We start from the raw sequence: 19,798 nt of genomic DNA on the forward strand, positions 1-19,798 counted from the left end.
GCTAGGACCGCCAGCGGGGCGGCCGCTTCTGCAGGAAAGCGTCGATGCCTTCGCACGCATCGGCCTCCATCATGTTGCGCGCCATCACGTCGCCGGCATAGTCGTACGCGTCGGCCAGCGCCATCTGTCTTTGCTTGTAGAACATGCGTTTGCCATAGCGGATGGCGGTCGGGCTTTTCGCCAGGATGTCGCCCGCCAGGGCGCGCACCCGCGCATCCAATTCGGCCTCGGGCACGGCGTCGTTGATCAAGCCCCAGTCCACGGCCTGCGCCGCATCAATGAAGCGGGCGGTCACCAGCATTTCGAAGGCGCGCTTGGCCGACACATTGCGGCTGAGCGCCACGGCGGGCGTTGCGCAGAACAGGCCGACGTTGATGCCCGACACGGCGAACCGCGCATTGTCGGCGGCTACCGCCAGATCGCAACTGGCGACCAGTTGGCAGCCCGCGGCGGTGGCGATGCCCTGGACCTTGGCGATGACGGGCACGGGCAAGGCCTGCAGACCTTGCATGACGCTGCCGCATTTGCGGAACAGCGCCCGGTAATAGTCCAACGACGGTTGGCTGCGCATTTCGCGCAGGTCGTGGCCGGCGCAGAACGCGCGGCCCGCAGATTCCAGCACCACGCAACGCACGTCGGCATCGCGCTCCAGCGCATCGATCTCCTGCTGCAGCGCGCCCAACAGTCCTTCGGACAAGGCGTTGAACTGCGAGGGCCGGTTCATGCGCAGCGTCACCACGCCGTTTTCCGCGGTGCGTTCAAGCAGGGGCTGTTCTGCCGAGGTATCCAGTGCCATGTTGTCTCCAGGTCTCGAGGTGGAATACGGAAGACAGGATACCGCCAAGCGCACCGCTTGGCGGATTCACGCCGCCAGGCGGCGGGCCATGCCTGGCGACAGACACAGCAGCGGCACGACGATCACGGCGCCGATCAAGGCCATGGCGGCCTGCGGCGCCATGCCGCTGTCCAGCAGCAAGGTCGCGATGACGGCCGAGCCGCTCATCTGGAACAGGCCGTACACCGCCGCGGCCGTGCCGGCGCGTTCGGCGAAGGGCTCAAGCGCCAGGCTCAGGCCCGATCCCAGCGCCAGCGAAAAGCCCACCGTCAGGACGGCGACGGGCAGCATGAAGATCCACGCGGACAACGGCACCCAGGCCCAGGCCGCGGCATGCATGGCCGAGGCCAGCAGCAGCGCCGCCATGCCGACCCGCACCATGGTGTGGCGGCCATAGCGCGCGATGAAAGTCGGGGCCAGGAAGAAGGCCGCGATGTTGATCGCGGCGTTGCCGCCGAACCAGGCGGAAAAGCCCAGCTCGGTATATCCCAGCTGCTGCACCAGCACCACCGGCGCCGCCGAGACGAACACGAGGATCATCGCCATGCCCGCCATTCCGAACATCGCGAAGTACAGGAACCGGCCGCTGGCCACGATAGGCAGGTAGCGGCGCAGGCTGTAGAGCGCGCCGCGGGGCTGCGTGGGCGCCGCGCGGGTTTCCTCGAAACGCTTGGCCAGCAGCACTGCCAGCGCCAGCGCGAACGCCACCATGAACACGAAAGTGCTGCGCCAGCCGGCATGCACGGCCAGAACGCCGCCCAGCATGGGCGCCAGCGCAGGCACGGAGCACAGCGCCCCGTTCAGGTAGCTATAGACGCGTGCGCCCACAGCTGGGCTGAAGCGGTCACGCACGGCGGCAAACGCCACCAGCGACGCCGAGCACGCACCCAGGCCCTGGATGATGCGGGCCGCATAGAACACCTCAAGCGACGTGGCCGCCGCGCCCAACGCAGAACCGGCCAGATAGGCCAGCGCGCCACCCAGGGCCACTGGCCGGCGGCCATAGCGATCGGCCAAGGGGCCGATCAGCATCTGGCCCACCCCGACGGCAAAGATGAACAGGGTGATGCTGGCTTGCAGCGCGCTGACCGGCTGGCCGAAACCATCGGCCATGGCGGGCAGGGAAGGCAGGTAGATGTCGATGCCCATCGGCGTGAGCGTGACCAGTCCCATCAGGAGACCGATCAGCCAGCGTTGGCTTCGGGAAGATGCAGCAGACTTCATGGCAGGCTCTGGGCGCATTGCACGCCCGGGAAAACCCGACATTATCCATGAATGCGCGGCCCGGCCGAAGCCGGGACCCCGCAAGGCGGGCACAGTAGAATAATTGCCATGAACACCCCCGCCTTTCGTCCCCGTATCGTCATCCTGTACTGCACGCAGTGCCAGTGGCTGCTGCGCGCCGGTTGGATGGCGCAAGAACTCCTGTCCACGTTTTCGACCGACCTGGGTGAAGTGGTCCTGCAGCCCGGCACCGGCGGCATCTTCCAGATCACCTACAACGGCGATCTGATCTGGGACCGCAAGAGCGATGGCGGATTCCCCGAAGCCAAGGTGCTCAAGCAGCGCGTGCGCGACCGCCTGGATCCGGGGCGCCCGCTAGGCCATATCGACGGTCATACCGCCGGCCCGCTGGCAGCGCCTCCGGACGCCTGACGGCTACGCGGCGGATTTCGATTCCTGCAGCGCCGCGCGTCCCTTGTTGCGTTGGCGCACCGCCGACACGATCAGCAACGCGATCAGCGCGACGCAAGCCAGGATGAAGCCCAGGCTGATCGGGCGCGTCACGAAGATCGACAGTTCACCGCGAGACAGCAGCAGGGCGCGGCGGAAGTTCTCTTCCACCATCGGCCCCAGCACGAAGCCCAGCAGCAAGGGCGCGGGTTCAAACCGCAAGCGGATCAACGCATAACCCGCTGCGCCGAACACCGTCACCATGCCTACGTCGAACAGGTTGTTGTTCGTGCTGTAGACCCCCACGCACACAAAGAACAGCGCGGCAGGGAACAGGTAGCGGAACGGCACGGTCAGCAGACGCACCCACATGCCGATCAGCGGCAGGTTCAGCAGCAACAGCAACACGTTGCCGACCCAGAAGCTGGCGATCAGCCCCCAGAACATGTCGGCGTGTTCGATCATCATCTGCGGACCCGGCTGGATGCCATGGATGATCAGCGCGCCCAGCATCAGGGCCATCACCGGATCGCCGGGGATGCCCAGGCTCATCGTCGGGATGAAGCTCGTCTGCGTCGACGCGCTGGTAGCCGCCTCCGGACCCGCGATCCCTTCAATGGCGCCGCGTCCGAAGCGGCGCGGCTCGCGTGCGACCTTCTTTTCCACCGCGTAAGAGATGAACGATGCGATGGTCGGACCCGTGCCCGGCAGGATGCCGAACGCCGCGCCGATGGCCGTGCCGCGCACCAGTGCGCCCCGCGACTGCTTGATGTCGCCGGCTTCGGGCCGCATCGACTTCATGCTGATCTTGCCGGTGGTGATCTTGCTGTCGCCGCCGATGCGGTTGATGTTCTTCAGGAAGTCCGCCACGCCGAACAGGCCCATGGCCAGCGCCACGATCTGCAAACCGTCGGAGAGCTCGAGGATGCCGAAGTGAAAGCGCATCGTGCCGGTGTTGACGTCGGTGCCGACCACGCCCAGCAGCAGCCCCACGACCACCATTGCCACGCCTTTGATCGCCGATCCCTTCGCCAACGTGGCGCCGGCCAGCAGGCCCAGCATCATCATGGAGAAATACTCGGCCGGGCCGAACTTGAAGGCCACGTCCACCAGCATCGGCGAGAACAGGATCATCGCCAGGATGCCGACCGACGCGCCGCAGAACGACGAGAACATCAGCATGAACAGCGCGGACCCGGCCTTGCCGTTGCGCGCCAGCGGATTGCCGTCCAGGCAGGCTACGGCGTGCGACGCGGTACCCGGCAGGTTCAGCATGATGGAGGTGATGCCGCCGCCATACTGCGAGCCGTAGTAGATGCCGGACAGCATGACCAGCGCCGCGGTCGGCGTCATGGTGTACGTCAACGGCAGCAGGATGGAAATGGCGGCCAGCACGCCCATGCCCGGCAGTACGCCGATCAGGTTGCCCATGAACACGCCAAACACGGCCCACATCAGGTTGTCCAGCGCGAACGCGACCGAAAACCCGTGCATCAGATTATTGAAGATTTCCATCGATCAGCCCCAGCGGAACAACGGAAACTGCAACTGCAGCGCCCACGAGAACACGGCCACGCCCAGGATCGTCACGCCCACGGCAAGCAGGGCGGCGCTGCGCCACGTGTGCTGACGGTCGCCCATCGCAGAAATGAACACCAGGACGAAGGTGGCAGGCACCAGGCCGCCGAACTTGCCGACCAGGATGAAGGCCAGCAAGCCGCCAATGATGCAGCCCCAGCCGCGCCATTCGGGCGGCGGAACCTCTTCGGCGTCTTCTTCGGCCGTGGCAGGGGATGCGGCCATCTTGGCGATGATCAATCCCAGCATCACCAGCAAGGCGCCCAGAATCGCCGGGAACATGCCCGGCCCCATGCGCGCAAGGCTGCCTAGCGTATATGTGGATGCCTGAGCGATAGCGCCCAGGCCCAGCACGATCATCGTGCCGGCGGCCCACGCCTCGCGCCGGACGGCGCTGCGTTTCGATTGCATTTGGTCTAGTCCTCCCGTTGTTGTGCTTTTGTCTGACTGACGTCTGAAAAAAAGCTGACATTGCAATGAATGCGGGAGTCTAAAAATCCAAACTTCCGTTCACCTTTCAGGCAAGCGGAGAATCGGGCCGAGGGCGATATTTATGCGGAAAATCGCGGGAAATCCCTAAGGTGCGCGCGCCGCGGATGGCGGACGGAAGCGAATCGCCATGCCGAAGAGCACGAGGCAGATCAACGTCATGAGGATCCACGCAGGCGTCAGGTCGGCCAGGTGTTGGCGGATGAGGCCGGCGGCGAATGGAAAGAGCGCAGCGATCAAGTAGCCCACACCTTGCACGAACGAGGCCAGCCGGCCTGCTTCCGCGGGCGTTGTCGCATGATCCATGGCGACGATCAACGACAAGGGAAAGAGCGCGCCGATGCCCAGCCCCGCCAACACGGCCGCAGGCCAAGCCAGGGCGGCGGGCGCCGCGATCAGGCCGATCAAACCCAGGAACAGCGCGCCGATCGCCACGAACAGCGCCGGCCGGCGGTCAGGCAAGCGGCCGATGCATAGCGACACCAAGAGGCCTGCAGCGATTTCCGCCGCGGTCACGGCGCCCAGCAACTGGCCCGCCGACACCGGAGTCCAGCCCAGCGCGGTGTAGTAGGGCGGCAGCCACGCCAGCACCAGCGTGTAGGCGCCCGTGCCCAGACCGAAGAACACCGCCAGCAACCAGGCGCGCGGGCGCGGCGTGCGGATGGGACTGGCCGCGCCCTGGGCGGCCGACGGGTTCGGCGATGCCCGGTTCACCAGCAACCAGGCGGCCAGCGCGATGGCGGCGGGCACGGCCCAGACCGCCAACGCCTGCAGCCAGCCGGCGCGTTGCGCGAGCACCGGCGAGGCCACGCTGGCCACGGCGGCGCCGCCCATGATCGCCGTTGAATAGATGCCCATGATCGCGCTGCTGCCCGCCGCGAATCGGGTCTTGATGTAGATGGGCAGCAAGGCTTGCGTGACGGCAATGCCCAGGCCGGCAACGACGCCGCTGGCCAGCATCAGGCTGGTATGCCCGGCCCACCAGCGGCCCGCGGTCGCGGCGGTGACGAGCACCAGGCCCAGGCCGACGCCCAGTTGTTCCCCGACCAGGCGGCGCAGCGGCGCCACGCTCAAGGCGCCCAGGCCCATCACGAACACGGGCAGGGCGGTCAGCAGGCCGGCGACGGTGTCGGACATGCGGGTGGCGGCTTGCATCCAGTCCAGCAATGGGGGAACGGAAGCCAGGACGGGACGCAGGTTCAAGCCGACGAGGATGATGGCGGCGATGCGCCAGGCGTTGAGACGGGGGAAAGACACGGTTGCTCCAAACCCGGAACAGGCAGCCGCATGCGGCATGTTCCGGTAAACTATCTTGGCATCAAGATATTTGTATTTTATCTTCACGTCAAGATAAATGGAGGGAGTGACCGTGGACAGAGCAAGCCGGGCGGTAGAGCAATGGAACCGCGAACGTCCCGAGCTGGATGTGTCGACCATGCGCGTGCTGGGCCGCTTGGGCGAATGCGCGCTGGTGATCACGCGCGACCGGATCAATCCGCTATTCGCGCAGTTCGGCCTGCAGCCGGGGGAGTTCGATGTGCTGGCGACACTGCGCCGCAGCGGCAAGCCTTATGCCTTGACGCCTACGGCGCTCTACGAAGACGCCATGATTTCGTCCGGCAGCATGACCAACCGCATCGACCGGCTGGAGAAGGCCGGTCTGGTGGTGCGGACGCCCAACCCGGACGACGGGCGGGCGACCTTGGTGATGTTGACGCAACCGGGGCTGAAGCTGATCGACGAAGCCGTGGTGGCGCATCTGCGCAACCAGGCGGAAGTGTTGTCGCCGCTAAGCGCCTCCGAGCAGGAGCAGTTGAGCCGCCTGCTCGGCAAGTTGTTGAAGGCTTACGAATAGGCGGTGGCGCACGTCAGGATCGCAAGCGGATTACAAGCCGAGTTCGGACAATCCGGGATGATCGTCCGGGCGGCGGCCCAGCGGCCACCGGAACTTGCGGTCGGCTTCCTTGATGGGCAGGTCGTTGATGCAGGCGTAGCGGTTCACCATCAGGCCGTCTTCGCCGAATTCCCAGTTCTCGTTGCCGTAAGACCGAAACCAATTGCCTGAATCGTCGTGCCATTCATAGGCATAGCGGACCGCGATGCGATTGTCCGTATAGGCCCACAATTCCTTGATCAATCGGTAGTCCAGCTCTTTGGCCCACTTGCGCGCCAGGAAGGCGCGGGCTTCATCGCGGCTCTTCACAAATTCGGCGCGGTTGCGCCAATGCGTGTCCAGACTGTAGGCCAGCGCCACCTTGTCGGGGTCGCGGCTGTTCCAGCCGTCTTCGGCCAGCCGGACCTTCTGGATGGCGCTTTGGTGCGTGAAGGGGGGAAGCGGCGGGCGGACTTCAGGGGTCGATGTCATGGGATGGGCCTCTTGCGTGGGGGGGAAGGGTTCAGGCGCTTGCGGGCAGCAGCGCCGCGGCAGCGCGTTCGGCGCTGTCGGTAATCGACAGGTCGCCCGTCACCAGTGCGACGGCGATGGCGCCATCGATCAGCACCAACAGCTGGCGCGCCGTTTCGTTGGGGTCGGGCAGCGCTGCGGCTTGCGCCAGCATCAGCACATGGGCCAGCAGCCGCGCCTTGTGCAGGCGGGATACCTCGCGGATGGGATTCGCAGGGTCGCCGATTTCACCGGCGGCGTTGATGAACGCGCAGCCGCGAAACCCTTCCGACGCAAACCATTCGCGCAAGGCATCGAAGATGGACAGCAGACGCGCGCGGGGCGTGGCCGCTTGCGTCGTGGCCGTAATGAACCACTGCATCCAGCGTTCATCGCGCGCTTGCAAGGCCGCCGCCACCAGCGCGTCCTTGGTGGGGTAGTGCTTATACAGGCTTTTGCGCGCCACCCCGGATGTCTTCACGATCAGATCCATCCCGGTGGCATGGATGCCGCCTTGATAGATAAGGCTTTCGGTGGCGCGCAGCAATCGTTCCTGCGTGTGGCCTAGCGTATCGGGGAGGGTGCCGGTTGTCGTCGATGTCATGAAAGCGCTTTGGGAGAATGATCGTTCTACACTACGGTGCACGAATGGTAGAACGATCATTCTCCGGCGTCAATCGAATTATTCGCATACACCATAACCAGGCTTCGTGGCATGATCTGCTTGCTTTTTCTGTCAAAATTATGCTAATATCTTTTAATTCGCACAAACAATAACAACACTGCTGTGGCTGCAACGACAAAAGCAGCACATTCACACCTACACCCACACCGAAGCAGTACAGAACCACAGCAAAGAAGCGAACCCCGGCGCTGCCTACTTCCGAATGCCTCCCCCGCGTCCCGACACGGCATTCCTGGCACGCTTGAATTTGGCAGGTACTTGCTCACGCGGGGGAAGCCTGGCGCCTTGCACAGGAGAACGTTCATGTCGCATCAACTCGTTGGTAAAAAGTGGCGCTTCGAGGTTCCGCCCTTGAACTGGAAGGCCCCTGACGCGCATACGGAATCGGAAATCGACGCGGCTCCCGCAGACACCGATGCCTCGGAAGACTCCGATAAACCCCGTCTGTCCGCCTGATCTTCTCCCTGACTCTCGTCATTCGGCCCGCATTCGCGGGCTGATTCAATCCTGATCGACCGGCTCCGAACGGCGCGCCTTGTGTGTGCTTTTTGTGCACTTTTGTGCGCCGTTTGAGCTTGTCCGTTTGCCCGACGACTTATCCCGTATTTGCCGCGCGCGCCGCTTGCACTTTGCGTGCAGGCGGCGCGTTGCCTGCGCGCAGATTGCTGGCGCGCGATGCGCGGTCAAGCGCGGCGTGTGCGGCGGGCTGTCACGTCCTGCAGATAGCGAGTATTTGGAATGCCTGAAAACACTTCGAACCCTCAACCGGTTAGGCCCTTCATCTATGCCACGGCGACCACGCGGTCGCTGATGTTCTCGCATGCTGAAGTGCAAAGCCGCATGTGGACAAAGGATCCGTCAGCGCTCAACCTGGAATACACGCGCATCATGATGGGATTCCTGCTGTTCGAGCCGGCGCCGCGGCGTATCGCCATGATCGGCCTGGGAGGAGGGTCGCTGGCCAAGTTCTGCTACCGGCATCTGCCGTCCACCCGCATCGACGTGTTCGAGATCAATCCGCACGTCATCGCGTTGCGGGATTCCTTCCAGGTGCCGCAGGACGACTATCGGTTTGCCGTCCGGCAGGGCGATGGCGCCAAATTGATTGGCGAATATCAGGACGAATATGACGCGGTACTGGTCGACGGCTACGACGTCAACGGCCTGCCGGCCCAATTGACGACGGATGGGTTCTACGCGGCTTGTTTGAACGCATTGGCGCCTGGTGGAATGATGGTGTGCAACTTCCACGCCTCGCATCCCCATTACGGCACCTATGTCGGCCGCATCAAACAACGCTTTGCCGGGTCGGTGATCGAGGTCAGCGACGGGGCCTGCGCGAACAGCATCGTGTTCGCGTGCCGGGGAGACACGCTCAAGCGCTGTACCGGCTTGCCCAAGCGCAGACCGGACGCGATGAGCACCGAGATGTGGTTGCGGCTGGCGCCAACATACTGGCCCATGCTTGCGTAGCGCGGATCACGCCAGCATGCGGTGCAGCACCTGGTTGCGGCCATTCAGCTTGGCTTGATAAAGCAGTTCGTCGGCCACGTGGAACAGCTTGCCGGCGTCCGCGGCGTGCTCCCACAGCGCGCACGCGACGCCGAAACTGGCCGTCAGCGTGAACACGGCGCCGTCTTCGGCCGTGACGGGCTCGGCGGACATGGCGCGCCGCATGCGTTCGGCCAGTTCGACGGCCTCGGCGGCAGTGCCGGTATGGCAGAGCACCGCGAACTCTTCCCCCCCCACGCGCGCCACCGTATCTGACTGCCGCCATATCTTGCGGCATAGCGCGGCCACCGACTTCAGCGCAATATCTCCGCTGGCGTGTCCGTAGGTGTCGTTGATATTCTTGAAATTGTCGATGTCGAACAGGATGAATGCCAGCACCGGGCCTTCTTTCTGCCATTGGGCGCGGGTGATCTCAAAGCGCGTCTCGAAGGCGCGCCGGTTCAACAGGCCGGTCAGGTAGTCGGTTTCAGCCAGATTGGCCAGGTCGATGATCAGCCTGTCGCGCTCGGCCTCTAGCCGCTTTTTGATGGCGGAGTTCTCTTTCAATACCCGCAAGGCGCTGAAAACCTCATCGACCTCGCCCTGGTATGCGCCGACGGGGATCGGTGCCGGCGGCGTGCCATTGGCGATGGCGCTGATAATGCGCGTGGCCAGGCCGAAGGGGCGGATCACTCGCCGCCGGAACTGCACCAGCGCCAGGGCCAGCGCCGCCACCAGCAAGGCCGTGGCGGCCAGCGTCACCAGCAGCAGCCGCGAGGCGTCTGTCCGATGCGTTTCGATGCTTTGTTCGATGGTGTCGAGCAGGGCGTCGCGGAACTGCACGATGGAACCCATCAACGGCACGTAGGTTGCGGCGAGATCCCCGGTAGAGACCTGGAGTCCTTGGGACGGGGCGGTGGCATTCTGCCGCACCTGTTCCAGGTACTGGAGGCCTTCACCGAAGTAGCGCTGCTGCAATTGTGCGTAGATCGGCGAGGCCGTCAGCTCGGGCCGCGTCGCGATGCGCGAGTTGATCAGGGTCCAGAGCTCATCAATGCGGCCTCGCACGCGCTCGATGCGGAATTGCTCCGCCTCGGTCAAGGTCCGATGCCTGGCCAGCGCGGGCGTGAAGATCGACCCCAGCAAACCCGCCTGTTCCCGCAGTTCGCTAGCCAGCAACGCCAGGGAAAGCACGCTGGGCGCGTCCACCTCGTTGCGCATGGCGACACCGACCTTTCGGCCCATGCTGGCCTGCCATTGTGGAATTAGCTGGACCATGCCGCTGACGACCGCCCAGACGGCGTCGCCGGTCAACTGGTCGCGCGGCGTGGTGATCACGAGGTCGGCCTGGATCCGAGCCAGCGACAGCGCGTGGCGGATGCGCTGGATCTCGGCGCGCGCGCCGATTTTTTCAGGATCGAGCGGCGCAGCGTACAGCGCCAGCAGCTGGTCAATCTGGGCGTCCGTCTTGCCGCGGGCCGCGCGCAATGCGGCCAGAGTGGATTCGGGTACGGGAAGGTCGGCGCCCAGCGCCGCGTTCATCGGGCCGCGTTCGGCCGAGGCAAGTTCCATGACCTTCACGGTGGCACGGATCACGCCGAATGCGTCCCGGGCTTCGGACGAAGACGAATAGGTCTTCCAGTTCTGCAATAGCACGGTGCCGGTCAGGAGAGAGACCAGCAACAACACGCCCACAGCCAGTAGCAAAAAATACCGTTCCAGGGACTTCGGAGCGAACGCGCGGCGCAGCATGCTGATGGACCAGGGAAACATAAAGCCGTAGCAGCGCAGAATACTGTAATTACCCCTGCGCGAGGGTGGGCTTTGGTTCGGGCACGCGTAAATCGATCAAGCGAAGAAATAGTATTTCACGCAAATACAAAGCATTGCACGACTATCGCAAAATTGTGCCGTTTTCCGCAGGGCACCGTCACGTCGCGTGGACCACAACGCGGTTGCGGCCTTGCTGCTTGGCGGCATACAGCGCTTCGTCCGCAGCCTGGAACACCTTCCCCACATCCGGCCCGCAAGTCGGCCACTGCGCGACGCCGGCCGAAACCGTAATGCCGTTCACGCCGTGCAATTGGCGCTCGGCAAGGTGCGTGCGCAACCGTTCGGCAACGTGGCCGGCCTCCTTGATGCCGACGTTGGGCAGCAGGATCAGGAATTCCTCGCCGCCGTTGCGGCACAGGATGTCAGATGGCCGCGAACAGTCGCGCATCAGCTGGGCCATGCCGCGAATTACCTCATCGCCCGCCGTGTGGCCGTAGGTGTCGTTCACGCGCTTGAAGTGGTCGATGTCCAGCGCCACCACCGCGAACGGCGTACCCGAGGCCTGCAAGTGCTCGACCGCATCCTGCGTGCCGCGCCGGTTGCGCAAGCCCGTCAACGGGTCGGTGATGCTGGCCAGGTTCAGCTTGCCGATCTTCTCCTGCAAGGCGGTAAAGCTCCAGATCACCGCGCGTTTTAGTCGTTCGGCTTCGAAGTACCAGGCCTTGATCGACTGCACGCGCTGCATCGCCACCGCCACGTCCTGATGTTCGACGTTGGTGGCCAGTTCCGACAAGGGCCGCGAAATCAGCCGGGCGCACCACCAGATGGCCAGCAGGAACGCCACCGCCAAGGGCGCGGCATAGCCGATCAGCGCCCAGATCAGGCCGTGTATGGGCTGCAGCGTAACCTCGGCGGGCCGCTGCGCGATGACACCCCAGCCGCTGATCGGTTCGGCCGCATAACCGGCCAGCATATCCACGCCCTTGGTGTTGACGACGCGCTGCGCGCCCGCGTGGCCTTGGGTGACGGCTGCCACCACCGGGTTGCGCATGACGTTTTCGCCCACGCGGGCGGCGTCGACGTGATAGATTAATTGGCCGTCACTATCCACCACGAACAGATACGAGCCATCCTCATAGTGGTGCTTGCCCAGCAACTGCTGCAGCGCGCTTTCGTTGCGCAGATAAATCGTGCCGGCGATATAGCCCTGGTAGCGGCCATCGTTGGAATAGATGGGATGCGACAGGTTGATGAGCATGTTGCCGGCCATCGACACATAGGGCTTGCTGATGACCGGCTGGCGGGCTTGCAGGGCGGCGCGGCTGCCCGGGCTGTCGACGCGGGTGCCCAGGAAATTCCGGAAATTCTGCGTGGTGGCCAGGATGACGCCGTCTTGGCTGACGATGCCCACGGAGTTGAAGCTGTCGGTCTGCTCCTGCACGCGCGTGACTTCCGCCGCAAGAATGTCTGGCGCATCGACCTGCGCCGCCAGGTGGCGGGCGCTGTACGCCAGCTGCTGTTGCGCCGCCTTCAGGAAGTTGCCGGCGCTTTCGGCCAGTTTGGCCGCGTAGACGCGGTTCGATTCCAACGTATTGATGATGAGCTGGTCGCGTTGCACGCGATAGCTGGCGTAGAGGGCGTTGGCCGTGGCGGCAAGGGCGCTGAATACGGTGAGGGCAAGGACTAGCCCGCGTAAGTTGATTCGCATTGGGATCTGGGCGGACTAGGGGCCAGGGCAGGCGCGGCGCCGGGCCGCTGGTGTAAGGGTGGGGCGCATGCCGGCAGGCGGTGCCACGGGCAAGCACCGCTGATTGTAAACATGACAAGGATCATGCGGCGTCGCCACGCCAAGTATTACGGCAGCCGAGGCAGCGATCTATAGGTCGCCGGCGTCCGGCTCGTCCAGCAAACGTGCGGCGGGCGACCGCGCCGCGGCGCCCGCGCGGAAATAGCCCATGACGGTGGCCACGCTGGCGTGGCCGGTCATGGCCATCGTGTCGCCCAGCGGCACGTTGCGTCGGCCGGCCTCGGTGACAAAGCCCGAGCGCAGGCTGTGCGCCGAGAAGTCGCCTTCCAGGCCCGCCAGCTTGCAGCGTTCCTGCACGATGTCCCGCACGGCGGCGGCGGCCAGGGGCTCGCCGATGACATCGCCTCGGCGCACGCGGCGAAAGATCGGGCCCTGGCGGATGCCGCTGGCGGCAAGCCATGCGTCCAACGCCTGCGCGGGGGAACCCACAATGGGCTTCTGGTCGTCCGCACGCTGTGCGCCCGATTGATTGGTCTTGGAATGCGCCAGGGTATAGAGGAAGCCTTCGCTGGTACGCACCGTGTTCTCGGCGGTTGCGCGCACCACTTCCGAACGGCGGCGGCCGCCGCTTGCCCACGCGAACAGCAGCAGGGCCCGGTCGCGCACCCCGCGCAGCGTGTCGTCGCACGTGGCCAGCATGGCCTGCAAGGGTTCGCGGGTCAGCGCCTCTTTTTTGGCCGGCGTCATGCCGCGCCGGGCGTAGGCGCGGCGGGTCTTGGCCAGCAATTCCCGGACCGGGGCCGCACGGCAAGGGTTGGGGTGGCCGAGCAGCTCGTGCGCCTTGGACAGCACGGACAAGCGTTGCAGCAAAGTATTCAGGCTGGGCGCACCCAATTTTCCTTTTGCCTTCAGGCGCACCAGCTCCTGGTCCAGCGCCAGCGGCAACTCCCATTTCAATCCGTGGTCGGTCGAGCGTTGGGCGTGGTCCACCACGAACTGGATGACGGCCGCCTCGGGCAAGGGCAGGGTGAAGCGTTGGCCGTAACGCAGCTCGAACCAGGCGGTCCAGTACCGGATGGCGGCGCGATAGCTGGCCGCGGTGTTGGCCGAGCTGCCCTCCCGCATCAGGCCGCGGACCGCGGCATCGGCCTGGGTGTCCAGCGCATGCGGGTCCAGCAAAGGCAGCGAGGCAAGCAGGGTCAGCTGCATCGGGGGAGGGGCGTGGGTCGTGTCATCGGCGCGTTCATTTTAGGGCAAAGGACCAGGGCTTGAGCGTTGCTGACGGCCAGCCTGCATCAATGCCTCCAGGATCGGGCAGGAAGGTTGTTGCTGGTCTGGATACGTCTGGACCAGGCGGTGGAGGATGTGGGCCGGCGCCGGTGTCTGGCCGCCTCGCCACAACGACAGCAACTGGGCGGTCTCGTTCATGCCGAAGCCCAGTACGTGCGTGCGCCTGACGAAACGCAGCACCGAAATGTCGTCGTGCGTGTAGCGGCGCCGGGATGCGCCCGCGCGTGCCGCGCCGGCAAGCAGGCCTCGCGCCTCGCAATGGCGCACCAGGCGTTCAGAGACGTCGGCGCGCGCGGTAACGTCTTCGATTTCCCATCGGGGCTCGGTCACCGGAGCCGTGGCCCGGGGCGGGGTCGCATATGCATGCGGGGTGTGGGTGCGGTCGTTCATGTGGGCTCCTGTCCGTAGAGATGAACCCGCAGCTTCCTGCCTTCCATCGGGTCAAGGTCAAGCGCCCGTGGTTCTGATGACGCGTTAGGCGTCGATGTCTTGGTTTCTAGGGCTTTTGTGCGCAGCTTTTCTTATGTATTACATAAACTATATGTATGCTGTATGATATCTTACATATAAATCAAATAGATCACGATAAGGTTCCATTATCGTGAGTAATTAAGCCTCTTCTCAGCGGCAAATCACGGAGTATGCGGAACATGGCCACAGGAATCACCGAAACCGACGTCTGGACCGCCGCCGACGCGTTGTTGCTGGAAGGGGCGCGGCCTACCATCGAGCGGGTGCGTCAGAAGATCGGCCGCGGGTCGCCCAACACCGTCAGCCCGCACCTGGAAACCTGGTTTCGGGCCTTGGGCGCGCGTATCAAGGACCCGGGCGCCTTTGCCGCCGCGCCGGCCATCCCGGACCCGATCGCCCAGGCGGCCGCGCACTTCTGGGAAACCGCGCTGGCCGAAGCCCGCGCCGAGCAGGCTGAGACCTACCGACGGCGGTGGGCGGAACTGGCGGAAGAAGGGGAGCGGCTGGCCGCGGATGCCGAACAATTGCAGCAACGCGAGATCCAGCTGGTCAATCGCGAACTGGATCTGCAGGAAGGCTTGAAGGTGGCCACGGCGCAGTTGGCGGCGACGGAGGACCGCTTGCGGGCGGCGGAGCAGCAGCTGCGCCAACGCGACGATCAGCTCAAGCAGAGCCGGCAGCAACTGGAAGACGCCCGCAGCGCGGTGCAAACGCTGCTGACCGAGGCCGAGACGATGCGCAGCCTGCACGCGCAGGCGCTGGAGGCGACCGAAACGCGCCACGCCGCGCACGAGCGGCGTTGGCTGAACGAACTGGACGGCGAACGCAGCGCGGTCAAGAAACTTCAAGTACGACTGGACGAGGCCTTGATCGCCAGCCAGCGGCAAGCTGCCCAATTGCAGACGGCATTGACCGAGGCGCAAGAGGGCAAGCGTGCGGCCGAGCAGGGCGCTCAGGCGTTGCGCGGCGAGATCGCAGTCGTGCAGCAACGGCTGCTTGCCGCGGACCGTGCGGGAAGCGATGCGCTGGCGGCGGCGCGTCAGCGCGAGGCGGCGTTGGCGTCGCGCCTGGATGCCGCGGATGCGCAATCGGCGTCACTGCTGACGCAACTGAGTCAGAAGGACGGGCAACTGGCTGAATTGACCCGCCACCTGATGAGGCTGGCCAGCGAGAAAGCGGGTGCGGTGGCATCTGAGGGGCCTGCCGCGGCGGATGCTCCGGCGGATGCGCGGGCAGAGTAGGCGAAAGGGTTGCCGGCCGGCGACGCGCCGGCAACGTGGGGCCACTGCGCACTACGGTTCAACGCCCGGGGTAGACGCCCTGGAAAGGCGTGTTGTCCGGTTCCCCGAAGTTGTCCGCGTGGTAGTTGGCCTGGTCCTTCGTGGCGGTGCTTGCCCGCGGCGAGCTGGAGCTATATGAACTGGGCGCGGTGCAGCCGGCTAGCGCAAGGGCCAGCAAGACGCCCGCTGTGGTCAAGAGCTTCATGGCATACCTCCTTAAGAGATAGACGCCGTCCGAAAGGTGGCAACCGGAGAGCCCGGCGCCATCGCCATCCGAATCCGGCGGCATCGGCCAGCGGAGCAAGCGTCGTGCCCAGCAGGCATCACAGCAAGATACAAGTGCGCGCGGATTTCGGATAAATTCCACAGAATCGCATCTACGCGCATCCTCGGGCAGCCGCCCATGGGCCGCGATGCGTCATCGCGCAAGGCGTCCGGCCTTGCCAGGAGCAGCGGGTGAATACACGTCCTACAGTCGATATTGCCCGAGTCCTGCTTGTTATCGTGATCCTGTCAGCCTTGATGGTGGGCAGCCTTTACATCCTGCGGCCGTTCCTGCCCGGGCTGATCTGGGCCACCACGATCGTGGTGGCGACGTGGCCGGTGCTGCTGGCACTGCAACAACGTTTCGGCGGCCGCCGCTGGGCGGCAACGGCGATGATGCTGCTGATCCTGCTGTTCGTGATCGTGCTGCCGCTCTACCAGGTGATTTCCACCTTGGCCGAACATGGCGGGGCGATCACAGCGGCCGTAAAAAGCCTGCCCGAGTACGCACTGCTGGCGCCGCCGGGATGGGTACGCGCCATTCCGCTGGCGGGCCCGCGCATCGCACAGGAATGGCAGACGCTGTCGGACGCCGGCGCGGGCGGGCTGCTGGCCCGGCTTGAACCCTATCTGACCATCGCGGCGCACTGGCTGCTTAGCCACGCGGCGATCGTCGGCGTGTTCGTCATGCACATGCTGATCACTATCGTCATCGCGGGGATCCTGTATAGCCAGGGCGAGATGGCGTCGGACTTCGTCAAGCGCTTTGCGAACCGGTTGGCCGGCCCGCGCGGCGTGGCGGCCGTGCGTCTGGCGGGCGCCGCCGTCCGCGCGGTGGCGCTGGGCATCGTGGTGACGGCCGTGGTGCAGTCCGTGCTGGGTGGCGTCGGGTTGTGGATCGCGGGCGTGCCGGCCGCCGGCATCCTGACCGCCTTGATGGTGATGCTGTGCCTGGCGCAGCTGGGGCCGTTCTTGCCGATGCTGGGCGGCGTGATCTGGCTGTTCCAGAACGATATGAAAGTGGCTGCCATCCTGTTGCTGGTCTGGGCGGTGCTGGTGGCCATGCTGGACAACCTGTTGCGGCCGATGCTGATCAAGCGCGGCGTGAACCTGTCTTTGCTGCTGATCCTGTCCGGCGTGCTGGGCGGCATGTTCGCCTTCGGCATCGTCGGCCTGTTCATTGGGCCGGTAATCCTGGCCGTGACCTCGACGCTGGTGAATGCCTGGATCGAAGAGGTGCCGCCGCCCGTCGAGCCCCTGGAGATTCCGGAAGTAACGGGCGCCGCGCTGCCCGGAGCGCCTGCCGAAAAGGCGTAACATCTGCCTGACGCTGCGGGCGCTTCGCCCGCTTTTTTTTGCAACACCCCGGCAATACTTAATGACGATGCACCCGTTTGTGCTGGCTGACAGCACGCCCGAATCCCTTTCCACCCCGGCCCCGTCCGCATGCAAGGCGGTAGCGCGATGAGCGAAAGCGTAAGACTGGCCAAACGCTTGGCCACGGAACAGTCCTGCTCCCGCGGCGATGCCGAACGCTACATAGAAGGCGGTTGGGTTGCGGTGGACGGCAAGACGGTGGAAGAACCCGGATTCCGCGTCGCCCCCGGCCAGACGGTCAGCCTTTTGCCTGGCGCGAAGCTGGAAGACATGCGGCCCGTGACCGTGCTGGTGCACAAGCCTGAGGGCATGTACGCCGACAACGAAGCGGGTTCGGCGCTGGACCTGATCGTGCCCAAGAACCTGATGCCGGGCGACCGTTCCGGCCAGCGCTATCTGAAGCGCATGTTCAACGGGCTGAAGCTCGTCACGCCGCTGGAACGCGCGGCCAGCGGCTTGGTCGTCTACACGCAGGAATACGCGATATCGCGCAAGCTGGTGGAAGAGGGCAAGCTCGTCGAGCAGGAATACGTAGCGCAGGTCAGGGGCCAGCTCAGCGAGGGCGACCTGGCCCGGCTGCAACGTGGCCTGGCGTACGAAGGGCGGGCGGCCACCCCCATGAAGGTCAGCTGGCAGAACGAAACCCATCTGCGCTTTGCGTTGAAGACGCCGTTGCCGGGTTTCATCGAATTCGTTTGCGATACCGCGGGCTTGCAGTTACAGGCCTTGCGCCGCATCCGGATCGGCCGCTTGCCGATGGCGGGATTGGCCGTAGGCCAATGGCGCTACCGGCTGGACTATGAACGGTTTTGACGACGCATTGATGCCCCCGACGAAGACCATGAACCTGCGTGGAGAGCCCCCGCAGCATCAGCATCCGGGCCGCCGCGGCTTCCTGAAGCAGACCGGCGCGCTGTGCCTGACGGCACTGGCGCTGAGCGGCTGCGCGAGCCGTGCGCCTGCGGGCAGGGCATCGGGCCCCGGTCAGGCTACAGCGGCCAGCACGCCCCCGGCCGCGCACGGCAAGGGCGCCGCCCCGGTTCCCGCCTTGCGTCCCGGCGCACGGGTCGCCATCGTGGCGCCGGCCTCCGCGGCGCCTGGCGCCAGCGACGAGGCGGCAGAATGGCTGGAGGCTCGCGGCTTCATCGCCCAAGTCATGCCAGCCAGCCGCACCCGGCTGGACACGCCTTATGACTATCTGGCCGGCAGCGATGCCGACCGGCTGGCCGACTTGCACAACGCGTTTGCCGCCCCCGACGTGGGCGCGGTGTGGTGCCTGCAAGGCGGGTTCGGATCATGGCGCTTGCTGGACCAGCTGGATTACACGCTGCTGCGCAAGCACGCCAAGCCTTTCATCGGCTACAGCGACATCACCGCGCTGCATCTGGCCTTGCAGCGTCATGCCGGTTTTGTGACGTTCCACGGGCCGATGCTGGGCCAGGACTTGCTGGCCGGCAAACGCGAACCTACGGAATCCAGCCTGCTGGCGATGGTCACCGGCCAGATGGGCAACGGCGCATGGATCGCGCCCCCGCAGGACGCCTTGGCCACCGAACTGGTGCCGGGCGTGGCCAGCGGGCGGCTGATCGGCGGCAACCTGGCGCTGATAGCCGCGCTGACCGGTACGCGCAACGAGATCGACACGCGCGACGCCATCCTGTTCATCGAAGACGTCAACGAAGCCGTGCCGCGCGTCGACCGCTTGCTGGGCCAGTTGGCGGCCGCCGGCAAGTTCGACGGCGTGAAGGGCCTGTTGGTGGGCAATTTCACCCGCCTGGGCGTGCAAATGGATGACGCGCAGGCGCAGGGCCTGCTGTATCCCCTGATCCTGGACCAGTTCCGGTCGCGTGGGATTCCGGTGCTGGCCGGTTGGCCCAGCGGGCACGGCGACCCGAACCTGACGCTGCCCTTGGGCGCACGCGTCACGCTGGACACGGGCCGCGGCGCTTTGCGCCTGGATCAGGCCGTGGTGGTGTGAGGAATTCCTCGGAATTTGAGCTATTAATGAGTCAAAATGTGTATTTATGACTCATTAATGGGGCATAAATGAAACACCCTGTGCCTCATTAATCATGCAATAGGGCGGTTTCCGCACTATTATCAAAGCATGAAAAAGAAGATCGAACCTAGCTTCGATGCGGCCGATGCCCTCGCGCGGCTAGGCGCAAACCTGCGCACGGCGCGCCTGCGTCGCGCCGAATCGGAAAGCGCGCTGGCCAGCCGCCTGGGCGTGTCCCGGGCCACGATCGCGCGGCTGGAACGCGGCGACGGTGGAGTATCTCTGGCGCTGGCAGTGGAAGCGCTGCTGCAATACGGGTTTGGCGACCAGCTGTTCACGCTGGCCGATCCCGATCAGGACGGGGTGGGCAAGCGGTTGGACGCGTTGCGGCGGCCCAGCCGGGGTGGCGCGGCAACGCCCGCGCACCGCATCGACCCCACCAAACTCTAGGGTCAAGGCTCG

The 19,798-nt window shown here is 65.1% G+C and carries 21 protein-coding genes; 9 read left to right on the forward strand and 12 right to left on the reverse strand.

All coding sequences use genetic code 11. The features are described from left to right. Position 1 precedes the first annotated feature (1 nt). Complete coding sequence (locus tag AC3WMU_RS06080; RefSeq protein WP_411431415.1) at positions 2-790, reverse strand: enoyl-CoA hydratase; 789 nt, start codon at positions 788-790, stop codon at positions 2-4. A 72-nt stretch (positions 791-862) separates the two neighbouring features. Continuing rightward, a complete protein-coding gene (locus AC3WMU_RS06085) occupies positions 863-2,059 on the reverse strand; it encodes a multidrug effflux MFS transporter (protein WP_280026205.1) in 1,197 nt (398 codons plus the stop codon). A 108-nt stretch (positions 2,060-2,167) separates the two neighbouring features. Between AC3WMU_RS06085 and AC3WMU_RS06090 the strand changes: the two genes are divergently transcribed. Beyond that, the gene (locus AC3WMU_RS06090; protein WP_006222084.1) at positions 2,168-2,491 is read left to right on the forward strand and encodes an Rdx family protein; all 324 of its coding nucleotides are present in this window, start codon (positions 2,168-2,170) and stop codon (positions 2,489-2,491) included. A gap of 3 nt (positions 2,492-2,494) precedes the next feature. Here AC3WMU_RS06090 and AC3WMU_RS06095 read toward each other — a convergent pair whose 3' ends face one another. The 3 genes from AC3WMU_RS06095 to AC3WMU_RS06105 all read right to left on the reverse strand — a co-directional run bounded on the left by AC3WMU_RS06095 (position 2,495) and on the right by AC3WMU_RS06105 (position 5,872). Further along, a complete protein-coding gene (locus AC3WMU_RS06095) occupies positions 2,495-4,024 on the reverse strand; it encodes a tripartite tricarboxylate transporter permease (protein WP_006222083.1) in 1,530 nt (509 codons plus the stop codon). Positions 4,025-4,027: 3 nt separating this feature from the next. Further along, positions 4,028-4,498, reverse strand: a complete 471-nt coding sequence (locus tag AC3WMU_RS06100; protein ID WP_006222082.1) for a tripartite tricarboxylate transporter TctB family protein — start codon at positions 4,496-4,498, stop codon at positions 4,028-4,030. 165 nt (positions 4,499-4,663) lie between these two features. After that, the gene (locus AC3WMU_RS06105) at positions 4,664-5,872 is read right to left on the reverse strand and encodes an MFS transporter (protein WP_052017784.1); all 1,209 of its coding nucleotides are present in this window, start codon (positions 5,870-5,872) and stop codon (positions 4,664-4,666) included. A 73-nt stretch (positions 5,873-5,945) separates the two neighbouring features. Between AC3WMU_RS06105 and AC3WMU_RS06110 the strand changes: the two genes are divergently transcribed. Continuing rightward, positions 5,946-6,431 carry a MarR family winged helix-turn-helix transcriptional regulator gene (locus tag AC3WMU_RS06110; RefSeq protein ID WP_035212172.1) on the forward strand — a complete coding sequence of 162 codons (486 nt, stop codon included), beginning with the start codon at positions 5,946-5,948 and terminating at the stop codon, positions 6,429-6,431. 30 nt (positions 6,432-6,461) lie between these two features. Here the strand turns inward: AC3WMU_RS06110 and AC3WMU_RS06115 are convergent, their stop codons facing one another. Next, entirely contained in the window at positions 6,462-6,941 is a 480-nt protein-coding gene (locus AC3WMU_RS06115; RefSeq protein ID WP_006222079.1) for a nuclear transport factor 2 family protein, read from the reverse strand. 31 nt (positions 6,942-6,972) lie between these two features. Continuing rightward, positions 6,973-7,563 carry a TetR/AcrR family transcriptional regulator gene (locus AC3WMU_RS06120; RefSeq protein ID WP_492281981.1) on the reverse strand — a complete coding sequence of 197 codons (591 nt, stop codon included), beginning with the start codon at positions 7,561-7,563 and terminating at the stop codon, positions 6,973-6,975. 384 nt (positions 7,564-7,947) lie between these two features. On the opposite strand from AC3WMU_RS06120, the gene AC3WMU_RS06125 reads away from it, so the two are divergent. Continuing rightward, complete coding sequence (locus tag AC3WMU_RS06125; RefSeq protein ID WP_006222077.1) at positions 7,948-8,100, forward strand: hypothetical protein; 153 nt, start codon at positions 7,948-7,950, stop codon at positions 8,098-8,100. 282 nt (positions 8,101-8,382) lie between these two features. Beyond that, positions 8,383-9,117 carry a spermine/spermidine synthase domain-containing protein gene (locus AC3WMU_RS06130; RefSeq protein ID WP_006222076.1) on the forward strand — a complete coding sequence of 245 codons (735 nt, stop codon included), beginning with the start codon at positions 8,383-8,385 and terminating at the stop codon, positions 9,115-9,117. 6 nt (positions 9,118-9,123) lie between these two features. On the opposite strand, the gene AC3WMU_RS06135 is transcribed toward AC3WMU_RS06130, so the two are convergent. The 4 genes from AC3WMU_RS06135 to AC3WMU_RS06150 all read right to left on the reverse strand — a co-directional run bounded on the left by AC3WMU_RS06135 (position 9,124) and on the right by AC3WMU_RS06150 (position 14,335). Next, a complete protein-coding gene (locus AC3WMU_RS06135) occupies positions 9,124-10,908 on the reverse strand; it encodes a GGDEF domain-containing protein (protein WP_424626558.1) in 1,785 nt (594 codons plus the stop codon). Between the two features lie 157 nt (positions 10,909-11,065). Further along, the gene (locus AC3WMU_RS06140; protein ID WP_006222074.1) at positions 11,066-12,616 is read right to left on the reverse strand and encodes a sensor domain-containing diguanylate cyclase; all 1,551 of its coding nucleotides are present in this window, start codon (positions 12,614-12,616) and stop codon (positions 11,066-11,068) included. A gap of 168 nt (positions 12,617-12,784) precedes the next feature. Next, positions 12,785-13,864 carry a tyrosine-type recombinase/integrase gene (locus AC3WMU_RS06145; protein WP_492281982.1) on the reverse strand — a complete coding sequence of 360 codons (1,080 nt, stop codon included), beginning with the start codon at positions 13,862-13,864 and terminating at the stop codon, positions 12,785-12,787. Positions 13,865-13,903: 39 nt separating this feature from the next. Continuing rightward, positions 13,904-14,335 carry a MerR family transcriptional regulator gene (locus AC3WMU_RS06150; protein ID WP_492281983.1) on the reverse strand — a complete coding sequence of 144 codons (432 nt, stop codon included), beginning with the start codon at positions 14,333-14,335 and terminating at the stop codon, positions 13,904-13,906. Positions 14,336-14,595: 260 nt separating this feature from the next. Between AC3WMU_RS06150 and AC3WMU_RS06155 the strand changes: the two genes are divergently transcribed. Beyond that, the gene (locus tag AC3WMU_RS06155; RefSeq protein WP_492281984.1) at positions 14,596-15,657 is read left to right on the forward strand and encodes a DNA-binding protein; all 1,062 of its coding nucleotides are present in this window, start codon (positions 14,596-14,598) and stop codon (positions 15,655-15,657) included. Positions 15,658-15,715: 58 nt separating this feature from the next. Here the strand turns inward: AC3WMU_RS06155 and AC3WMU_RS06160 are convergent, their stop codons facing one another. Continuing rightward, the gene (locus AC3WMU_RS06160; protein WP_006222070.1) at positions 15,716-15,901 is read right to left on the reverse strand and encodes a hypothetical protein; all 186 of its coding nucleotides are present in this window, start codon (positions 15,899-15,901) and stop codon (positions 15,716-15,718) included. Positions 15,902-16,152: 251 nt separating this feature from the next. Here AC3WMU_RS06160 and ydiK point away from each other — a divergent pair, with 251 nt between their 5' ends. The 4 genes from ydiK (at position 16,153) to AC3WMU_RS06180 (ending at position 19,786) form a co-directional block, all read left to right on the forward strand. After that, positions 16,153-17,277 carry an AI-2E family transporter YdiK gene (gene ydiK / locus AC3WMU_RS06165; protein WP_492281985.1) on the forward strand — a complete coding sequence of 375 codons (1,125 nt, stop codon included), beginning with the start codon at positions 16,153-16,155 and terminating at the stop codon, positions 17,275-17,277. Between the two features lie 147 nt (positions 17,278-17,424). Further along, on the forward strand, positions 17,425-18,150 hold the full coding sequence (locus AC3WMU_RS06170) for an RNA pseudouridine synthase (RefSeq protein ID WP_424626559.1): 726 nt from the start codon (positions 17,425-17,427) through the stop codon (positions 18,148-18,150). 28 nt (positions 18,151-18,178) lie between these two features. Next, the gene (locus AC3WMU_RS06175; protein ID WP_424626572.1) at positions 18,179-19,315 is read left to right on the forward strand and encodes a S66 peptidase family protein; all 1,137 of its coding nucleotides are present in this window, start codon (positions 18,179-18,181) and stop codon (positions 19,313-19,315) included. Positions 19,316-19,444: 129 nt separating this feature from the next. Further along, on the forward strand, positions 19,445-19,786 hold the full coding sequence (locus tag AC3WMU_RS06180; RefSeq protein ID WP_088587424.1) for a helix-turn-helix transcriptional regulator: 342 nt from the start codon (positions 19,445-19,447) through the stop codon (positions 19,784-19,786). The last annotated feature ends 12 nt before the right edge of the window (positions 19,787-19,798 follow it).

The organism is Achromobacter sp. FW305-C-13 (assembly GCF_058783475.1).